Here is a 16,761-nt window from a genome sequence, read left to right as displayed (position 1 = left end):
GTCGGCGCCCGTCGGCGGCGGTCGGGGTGTCTCAGACCGGGGCGTACTCGATCCCGGCCAGCTCGCACAGGACCTTCCAGTCCCGCGCGATGTGACCGGAGTTCATGACCATGTGGTGGGTGCCGCCCGCACGCAGCCAGGCGTCCATGCACCCCCGGACACCCGACGAGGGGCGGAACTGTCCGTAGGGCATCTCCAGAGCGGGCAGTTCGGGGGAGTCCAGTACCTCGCCCTCGGCCACCACGAGGCGGAAGCGCTCTCCGCCCAGCGAGACCAGGGAGGCCAGGGTCGCGGGACCCGGGCGGTACCGGAACAGGATGGTGGGCGGGTCCGCCAGGCCGCCGATGCCCAGCGGGCGCTTGATCATCCGGGTCGGCTCGTCGTCGCGGGCCAGCCGCCAGTTGCCCTCGCCCATGTGGCTCATCAGGATGGAGTCGCTGGGGAAGTCCATCGCGTACATCTCGGTGAAGTGACCGTCCCCCGCCAGCTGGTGCCCGGCGTAGACGACGGACGCCGCCAGCACGTCGCCCTCTCCGGCGAACCCGTACCCCTGGGCCATCAGGGTGGAGGCGGCCGCCATGGGGAGACGGGTGAAGCGGCCGTCCTCGCCGATGGCGTCGAAGTGGGTGGAGTAGGCACCGCAGCCCGACTCCTCCAGCAGGTGTTCGATGCCCAGCTGCATGCGGGCGTGGTCCTCGCGCTCCTCCCCGGACAGCCGGTCGTCCACGTCGAACACCTTGTCCTCCCAGGCGAGGAGGTCGCTCACGGCACCTTCGGGCAGGTCGGCCATGGTGCGGTGCAGGGCGCCGGGGGCGATCACGTGCACCTCGGGGCCGAGCTTGCGCAGCAGCGCCGTCTCGTCCACACGGGCGTCGCCCATGCCGTTCATCGGGTAGCCGAACACGCCCACGCGCAGCCGCCGCAGCGCGCTGACGGTGTGCGCGGCCCGGGCCCAGCGGTCCACCCGCTCCACGAACTCGGGGCTCTGCCAGTCACCGGTGATGACGTCGAAGTCGATCCCGGCCCGGACCAGTGCGTTGGCGGTGTCCTGCGCCCCGTGGATGCCCTGGTTGTAGGTCATGTCGGCCATGTCCCAGGAGGCGCTGACCGCCGGGTCGGGCTGGGTGTTGGCGAGCGCGACGGGGAGCCGGGTCCCGGTCAGGGCCCGCGTGACGCGGAGGGAGGGGCCGTAGGTGAGCATGACGACGAGGACCCCGTCCAGGTCCCGGCCCTCGAAGTCGCGGATCGCCGCCTCGGCGTCCTCCCGGCCGCGGACCGGTGGGGCGAGGGTCCACTCGGCGGCGTCGGAGAGGCCGTCGGCGAGCCGTTGGGCGTAGGCGGCCTGGTGCTCCGTGATACCGGGGATCATGGCGTCGTAGAGCGGTTGCATGACACCGAGGAGCCCGATCCGGGGGAGGCGGGTGCGCACAGCCGGGTTGTCGCTCGCGGGGGGCGTGGGTGGGGGCACGGGGTTTCCTTACTGTCCGTAGGCGTTCTGGTAGCGGTGGTAGAGGGCGTCGACGGCCTCCTGGGGGAGGCGTTCGACGGGACCGCCCTGGCGGGCGATGTGGACGGTGCGGGCCACGTCCTCGCACATCACGGCGGCCTTGACCGCCGCCTTGGCGGAGGCCCCGACGGTGAACACGCCGTGGCCGCGCATGAGGACGGCCGGGGAGCGGTGTCCCTCCAGGGTCGCGACGATGCCCCTGCCGATGGAGTCGTCTCCGATGAGCGCGAACGGACCGACCGGGATGTCGCCGCCGAACTCGTCCGCCATCGCGGTGACCGCGCAGGGGATGGCTTCGCCCCGGGCGGCCCAGGCGGTGGCGTAGGGGCTGTGGGTGTGCACGACCCCGCCCACGTCGGGGCGGGCACGGTAGACGTGGGCGTGGGCGTCGGTGTCGCTGGAGGGGTTGTGGTCGCCCTCGACCAGGCGCCCGTGCAGGTCGCACACGACGACGTCGCGGGGACGGAGGTCGTCGTAGGAGACCCCGCTGGGCTTGATCACCATCAGGTCCGTGCCGGGGACGCGGGCGGAGATGTTGCCGCTGGTCCAGGTGACCAGGTTCCACCGGGGCAGTTCCGCGTGAAGCTCGCAGACCCGCAGGCGCAGGCGTTCCACCTCCTCGCGGTGGCGGGTGAGCTGGTGGTGCGGGTCCGTTCGGGGTGCGTCGGTGGAGGTCATCGCTCTCCCTCGGGGGCGGGTGCGGTGGAGGTGTCGCTGGAGGCGGCGCCGGTCGTGAAAGCGGCGCCCCGCAGGGCGCGCAGCCGACGGAGGCTGTCGCTGCCGCCCCGGCCGAAGTGGTCATGGAGTTCGGTGTAGATCGCGAACAGCGAGTCGTAGGTGGCGGCGCGCTTCGGGTCGGGGTCCACGGTGTCGGCGCGGACCCGCCCCATCACCTCGGAGGCCGCGTGGACGTCCGGGTGCGCTCCGGCGGCGACCGCGGCGTGGATCGCGGCACCCACCGCGCAGCTGTGTTCGGTGTCCACCACGCGCAGGGGTCTGTTCAGCACGTCGGCGTAGACCTGGAGGACGAAGGGGTTGCGGACCATCCCGCCGCCCACAGTGAAGTCGTGCACCGGGATCCCGGCGCCGGTGAAGGCCTCGACGATGGTGCGGGTGCCGAAGGCGGTGGCCTCGACCAGGGCCCGGTAGACGTCCTCGGGGCGAGTGGCCAGGGTCATGCCCACCAGCACGCCGGACAGGGAGTGGTCGACCAGGACCGAGCGGTTGCCGCTGTGCCAGTCCAGGGCCACCAGTCCGTGTTCGCCCACGGCCGCACGCCCGGCCCTGTCGGAGAGCAGTTCGTGGACGGACACCCCCTTCGAGGCGGCCTCCTCGTGATACGCCGGGGGCACGTGGGTGTCGACGAACCATCCGAAGATGTCGCCCACCCCGCTCTGACCGGCCTCGTAGCCCCACATGCCCGGCGTGATGCCGCCCAGGGCCATGCCGCACATGCCCGGAACCTCGGCCAGGACCTCGGAGTTCATCACGTGACAGGTGCTGGTGCCCATGATGGCGAGCATCCGCCCGGGGCCGGTGGTCCGGGCGGTGGCCGCCGTGACGTGCGCGTCGATGTTGCCGACGGCGACGGGGGTGCCCTCCGGGAGTCCGGTCCAGGCGGCGGCGCGCGCCGTGAGTCCGCCCGCGCGTTCGCCCAGCTGGGAGAGCGGGTGTTCGAGGCGCTCACTGACGAAGTCGGTGAAACGCGGGTCCAGAGCGGCCAGGAAGTCCCGGGTGGGCCAGGCGCCGTCCTGGTGGATGCCCTTGTAACCGGCGGAGGCCACGTTACGGGTCTCGTGTCCGCACAGCTCCCAGACGATCCAGTCCGCGCCCTCGATCCAGCGCCCGGTGCGTTCGTACACGTCGGGGTCGTCGCGCAGCACCTGGAGGGCCTTGGCGAACTGCCACTCGGAGGAGATCCTCCCGCCATAGCGGGGGAGCCATGACTCGCCGCGTTCGGCCGCCAGGGCGTTGATCTCGTCGGCCTCGGGCTGGGCCGCGTGGTGGCGCCACAGCTTCGGCCAGGCGTGCGGACGGTCGGCGAGGTCGGCGAGTTCGCACAGCGGGGTGCCGTCGGCCGTCACGGGGAGGACGGTGCAGGAGGTGAAGTCGGTGCCGACGCCGATGACCTGGTCGGGTGAGATCCCGGACTCCCGCAGGGCCGCGGGGACGGCTCGCCTCAGGACCTCGCGGTAGTCGTCGGGGTCCTGGAGAGCGCTCTCCGGTTCGAGGGGGTCACCGTGACCGGGCAGGCGGTCGGTGATGACCCCGTGCCGGTAGGCGTGCTCGGCTGTGCCCAGTTCGGCGCCGTCGCTGACCCGCACCACGACGGCTCGGCCGGAGAGGGTTCCGAAGTCGATCCCGACCACCACCGGTTCGGGCGCCGCGTGCGCTCCCCTCCCGGCTTCCGAGTCAGGATTGTGGGCGTTAACATTCTGGGCCAAGGAGGGGGTCCCTTCACGGATGCGCATGCTGAATAGTTCCCTCTGGCTCCGGATTCTGGAGGCCCAAGGGGGTCAGTGTGAGCTGGCCAACATTGTTGGCGTTAACAATCCATGAAGTCAACCCCCCGAACCCACTCCGTCGGGTACACAACGAAGCGCCCGCACCCCCGGGGGGTACGGGCGCTTCGCCAGTCTCGGGTCAGCCGTGGGCCACGGGGGCGGAGACCGGCCCCTCCGCCGAATCGCGGTGCTCCGAGGAGGGCTCGTTGCCGGAGCCCTCGCGGTCGACCAGCCCGGCGGTGACGGCGATACCGAGCCCGACCAGGGCGAGGACCACACCGATCACGGCGGGCGAGACGTATCCGAGCCCCATGCCGATACCGAGACCGCCCAGCCAGGCGCCACCGGCGTTGGCGAGGTTGAACGCCGAGTGGTTGGTGGCGGAGGCGATCGTGGGCGCGGCCTCCGCCTTGCTCATCACCAGGACCTGGAGCGGAGCCGTCACGCCGAAGCCGACGGCGCCCAGGACCACCACGGTGGCGGCGGCGGTCCAGGGGTTGTGCACGGTCAGCGTGAACAGCGCGAGCACGACGGCCAGCGAACCGAGCGAGACGTAGATGGTGGGCCGCAGCCAGCGGTCGGCGATCGGGCCGACCACCAGCGACCCCAGGGTCATGCCCACACCGAACAGTGCCAGGACGATCGGGACCCCGGTGCTGGGCATCCCCGCGAGCTCGGTCATCATCGGCGAGATGTAGCTGTAGACCGCGAACACCCCGGCGAATCCGAAGACCGCCGTGGTCAGCCCCAGGATCACCTGCGGGTGACGCAGGGCGGAGAGCTCGCCGCGCAGGCCGCCCACGCGGGACGCCGGGGTGTGCGGCACGAACCGGGCCACACCGACGATGGTCAGGGCGGACAGGGCGACCACCACGAGGAAGGCCACCCTCCAGCCGAGCAGCTGGCCGAGCAGGGTTCCGGCGGGTACGCCGACGATGTTCGCCACGGTCAGGCCGAGCATCACCCGCGCCACGGCCGTCGCCCGCCGGGCGGGGCCGGCCAGGTGCGCCGCGACCAGCGCGGCCAGGCCCAGGTACGCGCCGTGCGGAAGTCCCGCGAGCACGCGGGAGGCGAACACCGCGCCGTAGGAGCTGGTGATCACGGTGGCCAGGTTGCCGACCAGGAACACGCCCATGAACACGAGCAGCATGGTCTTGCGCGGCAGGCGGGTGCCCAGAGCGGTGAGCAGGGGAGCCCCGATCACCACACCGAGCGCGTACGCGGAGATCAGGTATCCGGCGGTGGAGATGGGCACGCCGAGATCGGTGGCGACCTCGGGGAGCAGGCCCATGATCACGAACTCGGTGGTGCCGATGGCGAACGCCCCGAGAGCCAGGGCGAGCAGGGCCAGAGGCATGGCGATGCCCCCTTCCAGACGGTGGACGGCGTGCACACGGGCCGAGGAGGGCCTCGCGGCGTGGATTGGGCGGGGCGACGTGGGTCCGGTCGCTCGGTGGGGGTGGGACACGGTCATTTGGCACGTGCTAAATCAACAATGACACCCGTGTCCGAGAAATTCCAATCGTCCGCTACGTGATCTGCCTCGCGCAGCCGGTCCCATCATCTGGTGCTGGGGTGCTGGGGTGCTGGGGTGCTGGGGTGGTGATGCCACAGCCGGGGTGCGAGGGCCCGAGGGGTGAGGTGTTTGCCGGGACGGGGGCGCGGGCGTCTCGGATCCAGCGACGAGTGCGATCCGGGGCCACCGCGATCCGGGGCCACAACGGGATGAGGGGTTGAAGAGCGGTGCGTGATGCTCAGGCTCGTGGGGGAGCGGTGCTCTCCCGCACGGTGAGTGTGGTGGGGAGCAGCACGTGCGTGCTTTCCGTGCGCCCCTCTTCCAGGCGCTCCGCGACCGCGCCGAGGGTGAGCTCGGCGATCCGGTGCACGTCCTGGCGAACCGAGGTCAGCCGCAGGAACGAGAGCCGGGCGGCGCGGCTGTCGTCGTACCCCACCACGGACACCTCCCCGGGCACGGAACGGCCCGCACGCAGCAGGGTCTCCATGAGACCGCGCGCCGACTGGTCGTTGCAGCACACCACGGCCGTGGGCAGGGAGCCCCGGGACAGGAGCGCCGACGCGGCGTGCGCCCCCGCCTCCTCGGTGTAGGCGCCCGGGACCAGGTCCACGCAGTCCTCCAGTCCGTGCGCCCGCATGCCCTCCAGGTAACCGGCTCGGCGTTCCGGCGCACTGGGCAGATCACCGCCGCACACGTGAGCGATCCGCCGGTGTCCGAGGGCGACCAGGTGGTCGACCGCCTGCCGCACACCGGACACGGCGTCAGTGCGCACACTGTCGGTCCCGGCGGCGTTGGTGCGCTGCCCGATCTCCACCACCGGCACCCGCTCGGCCACGCGGGCGAGGTCCTCCGGAGCCTGGGCGGACATCCCGATCAGGACCAGCGCCTCACAGCGCAACCCCACGAGTTCGTCGATCGCCTGGCGTTCGGTGCGGTTGGCGAGCATCGCGCTCAGAGCCACGCTGTAGTCGAGCCGGGCCGCCTCCGGGTACAGGGCCTCGACCAGGTCGGCGTCCATCGGATGCTCCATGGTGAACAGCACCCCCACTTGGCGGCTGCGTGCCCGGCGTAGCAGCTGGGCCGCGGTGTCGGCGCGGTAGCCGAGCTCCTCGGCGGCGCGCAGCACACGCTCGCGGGTGGCCGCGCTGGGGCCGGGCCGGTCGCCCAGGACCAGGGAGACGAGCTGCCGGGAGACGCCCAGGTGCGCGGCGACGTCGGCCATCGTCGGACGCCCGCCAGCCGTTCCACCATTCGCCATCGCGATCCCCTCCCACGCAGGCGCATCGTACCGTTCCCAGCGGTGGTGGGTTCGCGAACCATGCGCCACGCGGGCGCACAGGAGCGGCCGATCGAAGGTCCCCTGGCTCCCCGCCACTGACGCCGTCCCCGCCACGCACGGGCTCTCACCCCGGAGCCGGGTGGCCTGACAGCCCTCGGCCCGTATCGGGCGGTGGTCCACGTGGCGGGCTTCCGTTCCGGCACCCTCGGCCCCTGCTCGCCGGTGGCCGGACTCGGCCGATTCCTGGTGGAGGGCGGTCCAGGCACAGAAAAGGGGGGGCGCGCCCTGAGGCGCGCCCCCCTGAAGCCTGGCCGGGTCCCACGTCCCCCAACGTGGAACCCGACCGCGCGGCCTACGCACTAGGTGCGGTCTGGCCGCTGGGAAGGCGGTTGTAGCGATGGTTTCGTGTCAGAAACCCCCATTGCCGACACGAACGCGTACAACCGCGCATGGTCTTGAGGTGATCTCGGAAGCTTCGCACAGACTCTGTGGGTGAGTTGGGGTCGGGGCTGGTCTGGGGTGCTTCACCTGTGAGAACGCTTCTCTGAGGATAGGTGTTCCCGGTGAGTGCTCCGATTTTCGTTCGGCCCGGTAAAAAGCGTGTGCGGACTCGGGCACGGGAGTCCTAAGCGTCCGCCGAACCGGGTCCGTGAGGAGGCGACCAGGTCCGGGACGACGACCCTGTGGTGCCCCGCCGGCCCGGGGAACTCGCCCTGGACGGGGATCCCGGCTGACGGGAGTGGCCGCCGCGCCTGCTCGGGCAGCCCGTCTTCGCCCCCCCGGTCCTGAGCGAGGACCGCGCGACACGGAGCGCCTCGGAGTGGAACCCGCCACGCGATAGTGAGGGACACGTCACCCGTTTCCGTGTGGAAGCCGTGTTCGCCTCACGCTACCGGCGTTCGGCAGGTGGGAGGCGAGGCGGTCCTGGAGCTGTGGGGTCAGTCGAGGTGCGGGCCGGGTTGAACGGGCACATCGTCGGCGGGATCGAGTGGGTGCGGTCCTTCCTGCGCGCGGGGTGGGGCCAGTGAGGAGGGCGGGCGTCGCGACCCCGGCCTTTCGTGCTCCCACCAGTGTTGGTTTCCCCCGATCCGGTGCATTTCGGGGCATAGTGGCTCTTCGGTAGGCGTTCCTGGTGACGCGGGCCGTGCGTGCGCGCGGTGCGCGGGCGGGAATACCTGGCTTCCGGGTGGGGTTCCGCATGATAGTTTCATCGAAAGCATTTTCCTAGGAAGCTATTCGGATCGGGGAACGGCCATGCAGTTCGGAATCTTCTCGGTCAGCGACGTGACGACCGACCCCACCACGGGGCGTACGCCGACCGAGGGCGAGCGGATCAACGCGATGGTGCGGATCGCCCTGAAGGCCGAGGAGGTGGGCCTGGACGTCTTCGCCACCGGTGAGCACCACAACCCGCCGTTCGTGGCCTCCTCGCCCACGACCATGCTCGGCTACGTCGCGGCGAAGACCGAGAAGATCATCCTGTCCACCTCCACCACCCTCATCACCACCAACGACCCGGTCAAGATCGCGGAGGACTTCGCGATGCTCCAGCACCTGGCCGAGGGCCGTGTGGACCTGATGATGGGCCGGGGCAACACCGGACCGGTCTACCCCTGGTTCGGACAGGACATCCGCCAGGGCATCCCGCTGGCGCTGGAGAACTACAACCTCCTGCACCGCCTCTGGCGCGAGGACGTCGTCAACTGGGAGGGCAAGTTCCGCACGCCGCTCCAGGGCTTCACCTCCACGCCGCGCCCGCTGGACGACGTGCCGCCGTTCGTCTGGCACGGCTCCATCCGCAGCCCGGAGATCGCGGAACAGGCCGCCTACTACGGTGACGGCTTCTTCCACAACAACATCTTCTGGCCCGCCACCCACACCAAGAAGCTCATCTCGCTGTACCGCCGCCGCTTCGAGCACTACGGCCACGGCAGGGCCGAGCAGGCCATCGTCGGGCTCGGCGGCCAGGTGTTCATGCGCAGGAACTCCCAGGACGCGGTGAAGGAGTTCCGCCCCTACTTCGACAACGCGCCGGTCTACGGCGGCGGCCCCTCCCTAGAGGAGTTCACCCGCGAGACGCCGCTCACCGTCGGCAGCCCGCAGGAGGTCATCGACCGTACCCTGGGATTCAGGGAGTCGTTCGGTGACTACCAGCGCCAGCTCTTCCTGATGGACCACGCGGGACTGCCGCTCAAGACCGTCCTGGAGCAGTTGGACCTCCTCGGCGAGGAGGTCGTGCCGGTGCTGCGCAGGGAGTTCGCCGCCAAGAAGCCCGCCCACGTGCCCGACGCCCCGAACCACGCCTCGCTCCTGGCCGCGAAGGAGCGCGCCACCACGAACACGGAGGTCCAGGAATGACCCGCAAGCTCGTCACCGTCACGGCCGGGCTCAGCAACCCCTCCTCGACCCGTCTGCTCGCCGACCGGCTGACCGCCGCCGCCGAGGAGGCCCTCACCGAACGCGACGAGAAGGTCGAGGTCCGGGTGGTCGAACTCCGCGACCTGGCCCACGACATCATGAACGCCATGACCACGCGCGTCCCCACGGGCGACCTGCCCGGGGTGCTGGCGGACGTGGCCGAGGCCGACGGGATCATCGCGGTGACCCCGGTGTTCAACGCCTCCTACAGCGGCCTGTTCAAGTCCTTCTTCGACGTCGTCGACACCGAGGCGTTGGACGGCAAGCCGGTCGTGGTGGCCGCCACCGGGGGCAGCCCGCGCCACTCGTTGGTGTTGGAGCACGCCCTGCGCCCGATGTTCACCTACACCCGTTCGGTGGTGGTGCCCACGGGCGTCTACGCCGCATCCGAGGACTGGGGCGCGGGTGAGAGCGGCGGCCGGGAACTGTCCGAGCGCATCGCGAGGGCGGCCCGGCAGCTGGCCCTGCTCGTCACCGACGCCGCGCCCACGGCGACCGACCCCTACGAGGAGCCCACACCCTTCGCTGACCTGATGTCCGGGCTGGGGCGCTGAAGGCGGCCCCACACCGTGGCCTCCGGGCCCCGTGCCCTGCACTGCGCACCCCGCGTTGTGCAGGGCACAACTTTGTCCCCGTGCCCTTCTGCCTGGTCCGAGGGCGTCCCTAGAGTCATCCCACCAATGGTCGGCTACCGCTTTCCCTACCTCCGGCCTGGGGAGTTTCGATGCGACTCACCACCCCCGCGCGCCTGTGCGCGCTCCTCGGACTCGCGGCCCTGACCACCGCCTGCGCGCCCTTGCAGACCACCGGGGCCGCCTCCGGCGTGGACGAGCCGGACGGCACCCTGCGCGTCTGGCTGTTCTCCGAGGTCGACCAGGCCCCCAAGGAACGGGTCGTCGACGCGGCCGTCGCGGAGTTCGAGGCCGCGCACGACGGAGTCGACGTCCAGGTCCAGTACATCCCCGTGGAGACCCGGGCCGAGCGCTTCCAGGGCGCCTTCCTCGACCCCGCCTCCGCCCCCGACGTCGCCGAGTACGGCAACACGGACCTGGCCGGGTACGTGGAGTCGGCCGGGTTCGTGGACCTCACCGAGGACCTCGCCGACTGGGCGCCGCACGAGGACATCGCCGACGACGTCGCGGCCACCGCGCGGGTGGACGGCTCCTCCTACGGCGTTCCCTGGTTCCTCGGCGCCCGCGCCCTCTTCTACCGCACCGACGTGCTGGAGGAGCTGGACCTGGAGGTGCCGGAGACCCTGGAGGAGGTCGTGGAGACCGGCCGCGCCGCGCGTGAACACCACCCTGGCATGCTCGGGGTCTCCGCGGGCGGCGCCTACACCTACGCCATGATGCCGTTCGTCTGGGCGCACGGCGGCGACATCGCCGAACCCCGGGGTGACACCTACTCCGCCACCATCGACTCCGCCGAGTCCCGGCGGGGACTGGAGCTGTACGGGCGGATCCTCTCCGAGGACGTCTGCCCGCCCCAGACCTGCTCACAGATGACCGGTGACGCCTCCGTGCAGAACTTCCTCGCGGGGAACGCGGCCATGACCATCGGCGGCAACTTCAACCTCAACGCTCTGCGCGACAGCGAGGTCGCCGAGGACGCCGCCGTCATCCCCCTGCCCGGAACCGAACCCGGCACCGTCGCGCCCGCCTTCGCCGGGGGCAACAACCTCGGTGTCCTCGCCGGGACCGAGCGCCGCACCCTCGCCGTGGAGTTCGTCAAACTCCTGGCGGGCAAGGAGTACCAGCTGAAGATGTACGAGGCCATGGGCAACCTGCCCGCCTACACCGACGTGCGCGAGGAACTGGCCGCCTCCGACGAGGAGATCACCCCGTTCGTCGAGACCATCGACGCCGGGACCCGGTTCGTTCCGGTCACCGGAGCCTGGGCGACGGTGGACGCCGAGGGCATCCTGCCCGCCATGGTGCAGCGGGTCGCCGCCGGGAACACCACCGTGGACCAGGCCGCCGACGAGGCCGCCCGCGCCCTCGACGACGCCTTCGGGGGAGAGTGACGCCCGTGGACGCCAGACCCCCGACCCCCGCCCCCGCGACCTCCCCGCCACGGCGCCCCACCGGTCGACCCCCGGGCTCCCGGAGCCGCCGGATCGAACCCTGGATGTACCTGGTACCGGCCGCGCTGGTACTGGGCGTCATGCTGGTCTACCCGCTCTACCAGCTGGTCCTGGTGTCGTTCTTCGACTACCGCCAGCCCCAGGTCACCGGCGCCGAACCCCTGGAGTTCGTCGGCTGGGCCAACTACCGGACGCTGCTCTCGGACCCCCAGTTCTGGGAGGTCCTGCTCAACACGGTCGGTTTCGCCGCTGCCTGTGTGCTCGGCACCCTCGCCGTGGGCGGTTCCCTCGCCGTGCTGGCCACCCGCCTGAGCCCCTGGGTGCGCACCGTGCTCTTCCTCGCCGCGCTGGGCGCCTGGGCCACCCCCGCCGTCACCGGCAGCGCCGTGTGGCTGCACCTGTTCGACCCCACCCTGGGTCCGGTGAACCAGGCGCTGACCTGGCTGGGGTTCGGTGACTTCTCCGGGCACTCCTGGACCTACGACAAGTGGTCCGCCTTCGCCCTGGTCGGCGCCCAGGTGGTCTGGTGCTCGTTCCCGTTCGTCATGGTCACGCTCTACGCCGGGATCAGGGCCATCCCCGAGGAGGTGGTGGAGGCCGCCCGGCTGGACGGCGCCTCCACGTCCCGGATCGCGTGGTCGGTGATGCTGCCGATGCTGCGTCCGGCCGTCACCATCGTCACCATCCAGTCCATCATCTGGGACTTCAAGATCTTCACGCAGATCTACATCATGACCGGGGGCGGCGGGATCGCCGGGCAGAACCTGGTCCTCAACGTGTACGCGTACCAGAAGGCGTTCGCCTCCGGGCAGTACGGCCTGGGATCGGCGATCGGCGTGATCACCACCCTGCTCCTGCTGCTGATCACCCTCGTGTACCTGCGCGCGCTGCGCCGCCAAGGGGAGGTACTGTGACGCTCCGCAGACTCAGGAACGACGTCGCCGGGCTGCTGGTGGCGCTGGTCGTCGCCCTGCCGCTGTACTGGATGCTGCTCTCGGCGCTCAAGCCCCGGGCGGCCCTGGAGGCCGGGGACCCCGCCCCCTACACGCTCGAACCCACCCTGGAGTCGTTTCGCAGGGTCCTGCTGATCGACGGGTTCGGTCAGTACCTGCTGAACAGCGTGCTGGTGGCGGTCGTGGTCGTGACCGTCTCCACCCTGTGCGCCTTCCTGGCGGCGGTGGCGCTCACCCGTTACCGCTTCCGGCTGCGCACCACCCTGCTCATCATGGTGCTGACCGCGCAGATGGTGCCGGTGGAGGCGCTGACCATCCCGCTGTTCTTCCTCATGCGCACCCTGGGGTACAGCATTCCCGGGATCGGGCTGAACCAGCTGGGTTCGCTCATGCTCGTGCACACGGCGTTCGCCATCCCGCTGGCCGTGTGGATGCTGCGCAGCTTCGTGGCGGCGGTGCCGAAGGAGCTGGAGGAGGCGGCCTGGCTGGACGGCGCGGGCAGCCTGACCTTCGTCACCCGGGTGCTGTTCCCCCTGGTCGCCCCCGGCGTGGTGGCGTGCAGTATCTTCTCGTTCATCATGACCTGGAACGACTTCCTGTTCGCCCGCACCTTCATCATCTCCGCCCAGGAGAACCAGACCCTGCCCATCGCCCTGCTGTCCCTGTTCAAGCCGGACGAGAACGACTGGGGCGGGATCATGGCGGGCTCGGTCCTGATGACCCTCCCCGTCCTGGTGTTCTTCCTGTTCGTGCAGCACCGGCTGGCCAACGGACTGGGCGGGGCGGTCAAGGGGTGAGTCCGGAGTCCGAACCCCGCCGCAACGCCTCGGCGTCGCTGCGCCGCGCGCTGGCGGTGGTGGAGCAGGTCCGCGCCACCCCGCCCGAGCGCGGCGGCACCACCCTGACCGAGCTCGCCGAGGGTCTGGGCGTGAACAAGAGCACCGTGCTGCGGTTGTCCGTCCCGCTGGTGGAGTACGGCCTGCTCACCCGGGACGCGCGCACCGGCCGGTTCCGCGTGGGCACGGCCGCGCTGCTGCTGTGGCAGTCCTATCTGGACCACATGGATCTGCGCTCGGTCGCGTCGGAGCACCTGCGCGGCCTGATGCGCCACACCGGCCACACCTGTCACCTGGTGTTGCTTGACGGGCACGACGTCGTCTACGTGGACAAGGTCGAGAACGCCTCGACGGTGCGGATGGCCTCGCGGATCGGCGCCCGGATGCCCGCCTACCGCACGGCGGTGGGGCGGGCGATCCTGGCGTTCAGCCCGGACGACCTGGTGGCCGACGTGGTGGCGCGGGGTCTGCCCGCCGTCACCACGCGAACGGTCACCGACCCCCGGGTCCTGGCCGAGGAGCTGCGGAGGGTGCGGGAGCGGGGGTACGCGATCGACGACCGCGAGAACGAACCCGAGGTGCGGTGCGTGGCCGCTCCGGTCTTCGACCACAACCGCGACCCCGTGGCGGCGATCAGTGTGTCCTCGCTGGTCAGCCAGTTGCCCGTGGCGCGGGTGCGCAGGCTCGGCCCGGAGGTCGCCGCCGTGGCGGCACGGGTGTCCGCGCAGCTGGGCGGGCGTCCCGCGGACGCCACGGGCGCAGGCCACGGGGCGTCGTAGGCCCACAGGGACCCGGACCATTCCCGGGTGATCGGGTAGACCAGCGGCTTCCGCGATCGGGCCAAAGCTCCGCAGAGTTTTCTGTCCGTCACCCATTGCAGCGAGTTTTCAATGGTGTTAACTTTCCGGAAAGCGAAGCATGGGAGCGCTCCCGAATCCGGGTGGCGGCCCGCGCTCGCAGTCCGGACCGCACCACGACCGACAGGTGCACGACCCGGCGGCGGGAGTTCCCACCCGGCCGAGTCCGCGCACCGCGTCGCCCCGCCCGGCCTCTCCGGGCCCCCGTGCGACGCCCTTCGCAAGCTCACTCTCCTTGGCACCCCCCCTACGCGAGGAAACGAAGATGAGCAGACTCCCTTCCCACGCACACCCGACCAGGTCGCGGCGTGCGCTCGCCACGGCCTCCGCCCTCCTGCTGGGCGTGACCACCGCGCTGACCGCCGCCCCCGCGACCGCTACCACCGACGGAGCGTCCGCCGCCAACGAACGGGTGGACAACCCGTACGTGGGCGCCGACGTCTACGTGAACCCGATCTGGTCCGCCAACGCGGCCGCTGAGCCCGGCGGGGAGGCCGTCGCGGACGAGCCCACCGGCGTCTGGATGGACCAGATCAGCGCCATCGAGGGCAACGACAGCCCCACCACCGGTGACATGGGCCTGCGCGACCACCTCGACGAGGCCGTCGAGCAGGCCGCCGGAGAGCCGCTGGTCTTCCAGCTGGTCGTCTACAACCTGCCGGGACGCGACTGCGCGGCCCTGGCCTCCAACGGCGAGCTCGGGCCCGACGAGATCGACCGCTACGAGTCCGAGTACATCGACCCGATCGCGGACATCCTGGGCGACTACGAGGACACCTCCCTGCGGATCGTCACCACGATCGAGATCGACTCGCTGCCCAATCTGATTACCAATGTGTCCCCCCGCAACACCGCCACCCCCGAGTGCGACGTCATGCTGGCCAACGGCAACTACGTCAACGGCGTCGGCTACGCGCTGGCCCAGCTCGGCGCGATCGAGAACGTCTACAACTACGTGGACGCCGGCCACCACGGCTGGATCGGCTGGGAGGACAACTTCGCACCCTCCGCGGCCCTGTTCCACGAGGCCGCCAACGCCAACGGGGCCACCCCCGACGACGTGCACGGCTTCATCGCCAACACCGCCAACTACTCGGCCCTGAAGGAGGAGCACTTCGCGATCGGGCAGACCATCAACGGGACCCCGGTGCGCCAGTCCAGCTGGGTGGACTGGAACAACTACGTCGACGAGCTCTCCTTCGCCCAGGCCCTGCGCGGCGAACTGGTCTCCCAGGGGTTCGACCCGGGCATCGGGATGCTCATCGACACCTCCCGCAACGGCTGGGGCGGTGCCGACCGGCCCACCAGCGCCGGACCCACCACCGACGTGAACGCCTACGTCGACGGCGGCCGCTTCGACCGCCGCATCCAGTACGGGAACTGGTGCAACCAGGCCGGCGCCGGTCTGGGCGAGCGGCCCACCACCGCGCCCGAGCCGGGAATCGACGCCTACGTGTGGATGAAGCCCCCGGGTGAGTCCGACGGCTCCAGCACCGAGATCCCCAACGACGAGGGCAAGGGGTTCGACCGGATGTGCGACCCCACCTATGAGGGGAACCCCCGCAACAACCACAACATGAGCGGCGCCCTGCCCGACGCGCCCGTCTCCGGCCACTGGTTCTCCGAGCAGTTCCAGGAGCTGCTGGCCAACGCGCACCCGCCCGTCCAGTAGGAGGCCCTCCCGGATCGGGCGCCCGCCGCTGTCCCCCGGCGGCGGGCGCCCGGCAGGGCCACCCCTCCCGAACGGAGCCCCCGTGAAGCAACGCCTGACACTCGCCCTCGCCACGGCCCTCGCACTCGTGGCCGCGCTGTTCGCCCACTCGATCCCCGCGCACGCCGAGACCGGGTTCCGGGTCAGCGACGGGCGCCTCGTCGACGCCGCGGGCAACGACTTCGTCATCCGCGGGGTCAGCCACCCGCACACCTGGTTCACCCACGAGACCGGAGCCCTGGCCGACATCGGTTCGCTGGGCGCCAACACCGTCCGCGTGGTCCTCAGCAGCGGTGACCGCTGGCAGGAGAACGACGCCGACGACGTCGCCGCGATCGTCGCCGACTGCAAGGAGAACCGTCTGATCTGCATGCTGGAGGTGCACGACACCACCGGCTACGGGGAGGAACCCGAGGCCGCGACGCTGGACCAGGCCGTCGACTACTGGCTGCGCATCCAGGACGCGGTCGCCGGTGAGGAGGACCACGTCCTGGTCAACATCGGCAACGAGCCCTTCGGCAACGACGAGGCGACCAACACGTCCTGGGCCTCCGCCACCTCGGAGGCGATCCAGCGCCTGCGCGCGGCGGGCTTCGACCACACGCTGGTCGTCGACGCCCCGAACTGGGGTCAGGACTGGACGCACACCATGCGCGACGGCGCCCAGGGCGTCTTCGACGCCGACCCCCACGCCAACACCGTGTTCTCCATCCACATGTACGGCGTGTACGAACAGGAGTCGGTGATCGTCGACTACCTGGAGTACTTCACCGACCGCGGCCTGCCCCTCGTCGTCGGTGAGTTCGGGTTCGACCACAGTGACGGCGACCCGGACGAGGACGCCATCATGCGCCACGCCGAACGGCTCGGCCTGGGGTACATCGGCTGGTCCTGGAGCGGGAACAGCGACGAGGTCGCCTACCTGGACATGGTCGAGGACTTCGACGCCGACTCCCTGACCCCCTGGGGCGAACGGATCTTCCACGGCCCCGACGGCATCGCCCAGACCTCGGTCCGGGCTCCCGTGTACGGCGCGGAGCGGTTCGACCCGCGCGCACGTACGTGAAAGCCCCCGGCCGCGTACCCCGCGTGGCCGG

At 70.9% G+C, this 16,761-nt stretch carries 13 protein-coding genes; 8 read left to right on the top strand and 5 right to left on the bottom strand.

The annotated features are described in order from the left end of the window. Nucleotides 1-31 precede the first annotated feature (31 nt). From BDW27_RS06900 to BDW27_RS06880, 5 genes are all read right to left on the bottom strand, one after another. Nucleotides 32-1,468 (bottom strand): L-fucose/L-arabinose isomerase family protein, encoded by a 1,437-nt coding sequence (locus tag BDW27_RS06900; RefSeq protein WP_110048659.1) that lies wholly within the window; start codon nt 1,466-1,468, stop codon nt 32-34. Nucleotides 1,469-1,477: 9 nt separating this feature from the next. Beyond that, nucleotides 1,478-2,185, bottom strand: a complete 708-nt coding sequence (locus tag BDW27_RS06895; protein ID WP_017543584.1) for an L-ribulose-5-phosphate 4-epimerase — start codon at nt 2,183-2,185, stop codon at nt 1,478-1,480. Beyond that, complete coding sequence (gene araB, locus BDW27_RS06890) at nt 2,182-3,879, bottom strand: ribulokinase (protein ID WP_110048658.1); 1,698 nt, start codon at nt 3,877-3,879, stop codon at nt 2,182-2,184. Before araB ends, BDW27_RS06895 begins: the two co-directional genes overlap by 4 nt. Nucleotides 3,880-4,150: 271 nt before the next feature. Continuing rightward, on the bottom strand, nt 4,151-5,368 hold the full coding sequence (locus BDW27_RS06885; RefSeq protein WP_110048657.1) for an MFS transporter: 1,218 nt from the start codon (nt 5,366-5,368) through the stop codon (nt 4,151-4,153). A 397-nt stretch (nt 5,369-5,765) separates the two neighbouring features. Then, the gene (locus tag BDW27_RS06880; protein ID WP_199560582.1) at nt 5,766-6,749 is read right to left on the bottom strand and encodes a LacI family DNA-binding transcriptional regulator; all 984 of its coding nucleotides are present in this window, start codon (nt 6,747-6,749) and stop codon (nt 5,766-5,768) included. A gap of 1,311 nt (nt 6,750-8,060) precedes the next feature. Here BDW27_RS06880 and BDW27_RS06870 point away from each other — a divergent pair. The 8 genes from BDW27_RS06870 to BDW27_RS06835 all read left to right on the top strand — a co-directional run bounded on the left by BDW27_RS06870 (nt 8,061) and on the right by BDW27_RS06835 (nt 16,730). Further along, complete coding sequence (locus BDW27_RS06870; protein ID WP_110048655.1) at nt 8,061-9,164, top strand: LLM class flavin-dependent oxidoreductase; 1,104 nt, start codon at nt 8,061-8,063, stop codon at nt 9,162-9,164. Then, on the top strand, nt 9,161-9,778 hold the full coding sequence (locus BDW27_RS06865) for an FMN reductase (RefSeq protein ID WP_017543578.1): 618 nt from the start codon (nt 9,161-9,163) through the stop codon (nt 9,776-9,778). Before BDW27_RS06870 ends, BDW27_RS06865 begins: the two co-directional genes overlap by 4 nt. 170 nt (nt 9,779-9,948) lie before the next feature. Then, nucleotides 9,949-11,247, top strand: coding sequence for an extracellular solute-binding protein (locus BDW27_RS06860; RefSeq protein WP_110048654.1), 1,299 nt, complete (start codon nt 9,949-9,951; stop codon nt 11,245-11,247). A gap of 104 nt (nt 11,248-11,351) precedes the next feature. Continuing rightward, the gene (locus BDW27_RS06855) at nt 11,352-12,221 is read left to right on the top strand and encodes a carbohydrate ABC transporter permease (protein ID WP_110048653.1); all 870 of its coding nucleotides are present in this window, start codon (nt 11,352-11,354) and stop codon (nt 12,219-12,221) included. Continuing rightward, nucleotides 12,218-13,057, top strand: coding sequence for a carbohydrate ABC transporter permease (locus BDW27_RS06850; protein ID WP_017543575.1), 840 nt, complete (start codon nt 12,218-12,220; stop codon nt 13,055-13,057). The genes BDW27_RS06855 and BDW27_RS06850 overlap by 4 nt, the downstream gene beginning before the upstream one ends. Continuing rightward, nucleotides 13,054-13,875 carry an IclR family transcriptional regulator gene (locus tag BDW27_RS06845; protein ID WP_110048652.1) on the top strand — a complete coding sequence of 274 codons (822 nt, stop codon included), beginning with the start codon at nt 13,054-13,056 and terminating at the stop codon, nt 13,873-13,875. The genes BDW27_RS06850 and BDW27_RS06845 overlap by 4 nt, the downstream gene beginning before the upstream one ends. Before the next feature lie 343 nt (nt 13,876-14,218). Further along, the gene (locus BDW27_RS06840; protein ID WP_110048651.1) at nt 14,219-15,625 is read left to right on the top strand and encodes a glycoside hydrolase family 6 protein; all 1,407 of its coding nucleotides are present in this window, start codon (nt 14,219-14,221) and stop codon (nt 15,623-15,625) included. 82 nt (nt 15,626-15,707) lie between these two features. Further along, nucleotides 15,708-16,730 carry a glycoside hydrolase family 5 protein gene (locus BDW27_RS06835; RefSeq protein WP_110048650.1) on the top strand — a complete coding sequence of 341 codons (1,023 nt, stop codon included), beginning with the start codon at nt 15,708-15,710 and terminating at the stop codon, nt 16,728-16,730. Nucleotides 16,731-16,761 lie beyond the last annotated feature (31 nt).

This window comes from Nocardiopsis sp. L17-MgMaSL7 (assembly GCF_003182025.1).
In the GTDB taxonomy this organism is placed as follows: domain Bacteria; phylum Actinomycetota; class Actinomycetes; order Streptosporangiales; family Streptosporangiaceae; genus Nocardiopsis; species Nocardiopsis prasina.
Note: the sequence above shows the minus strand (reverse complement) of the source record. Positions and strands in the feature narration are given on the sequence as shown.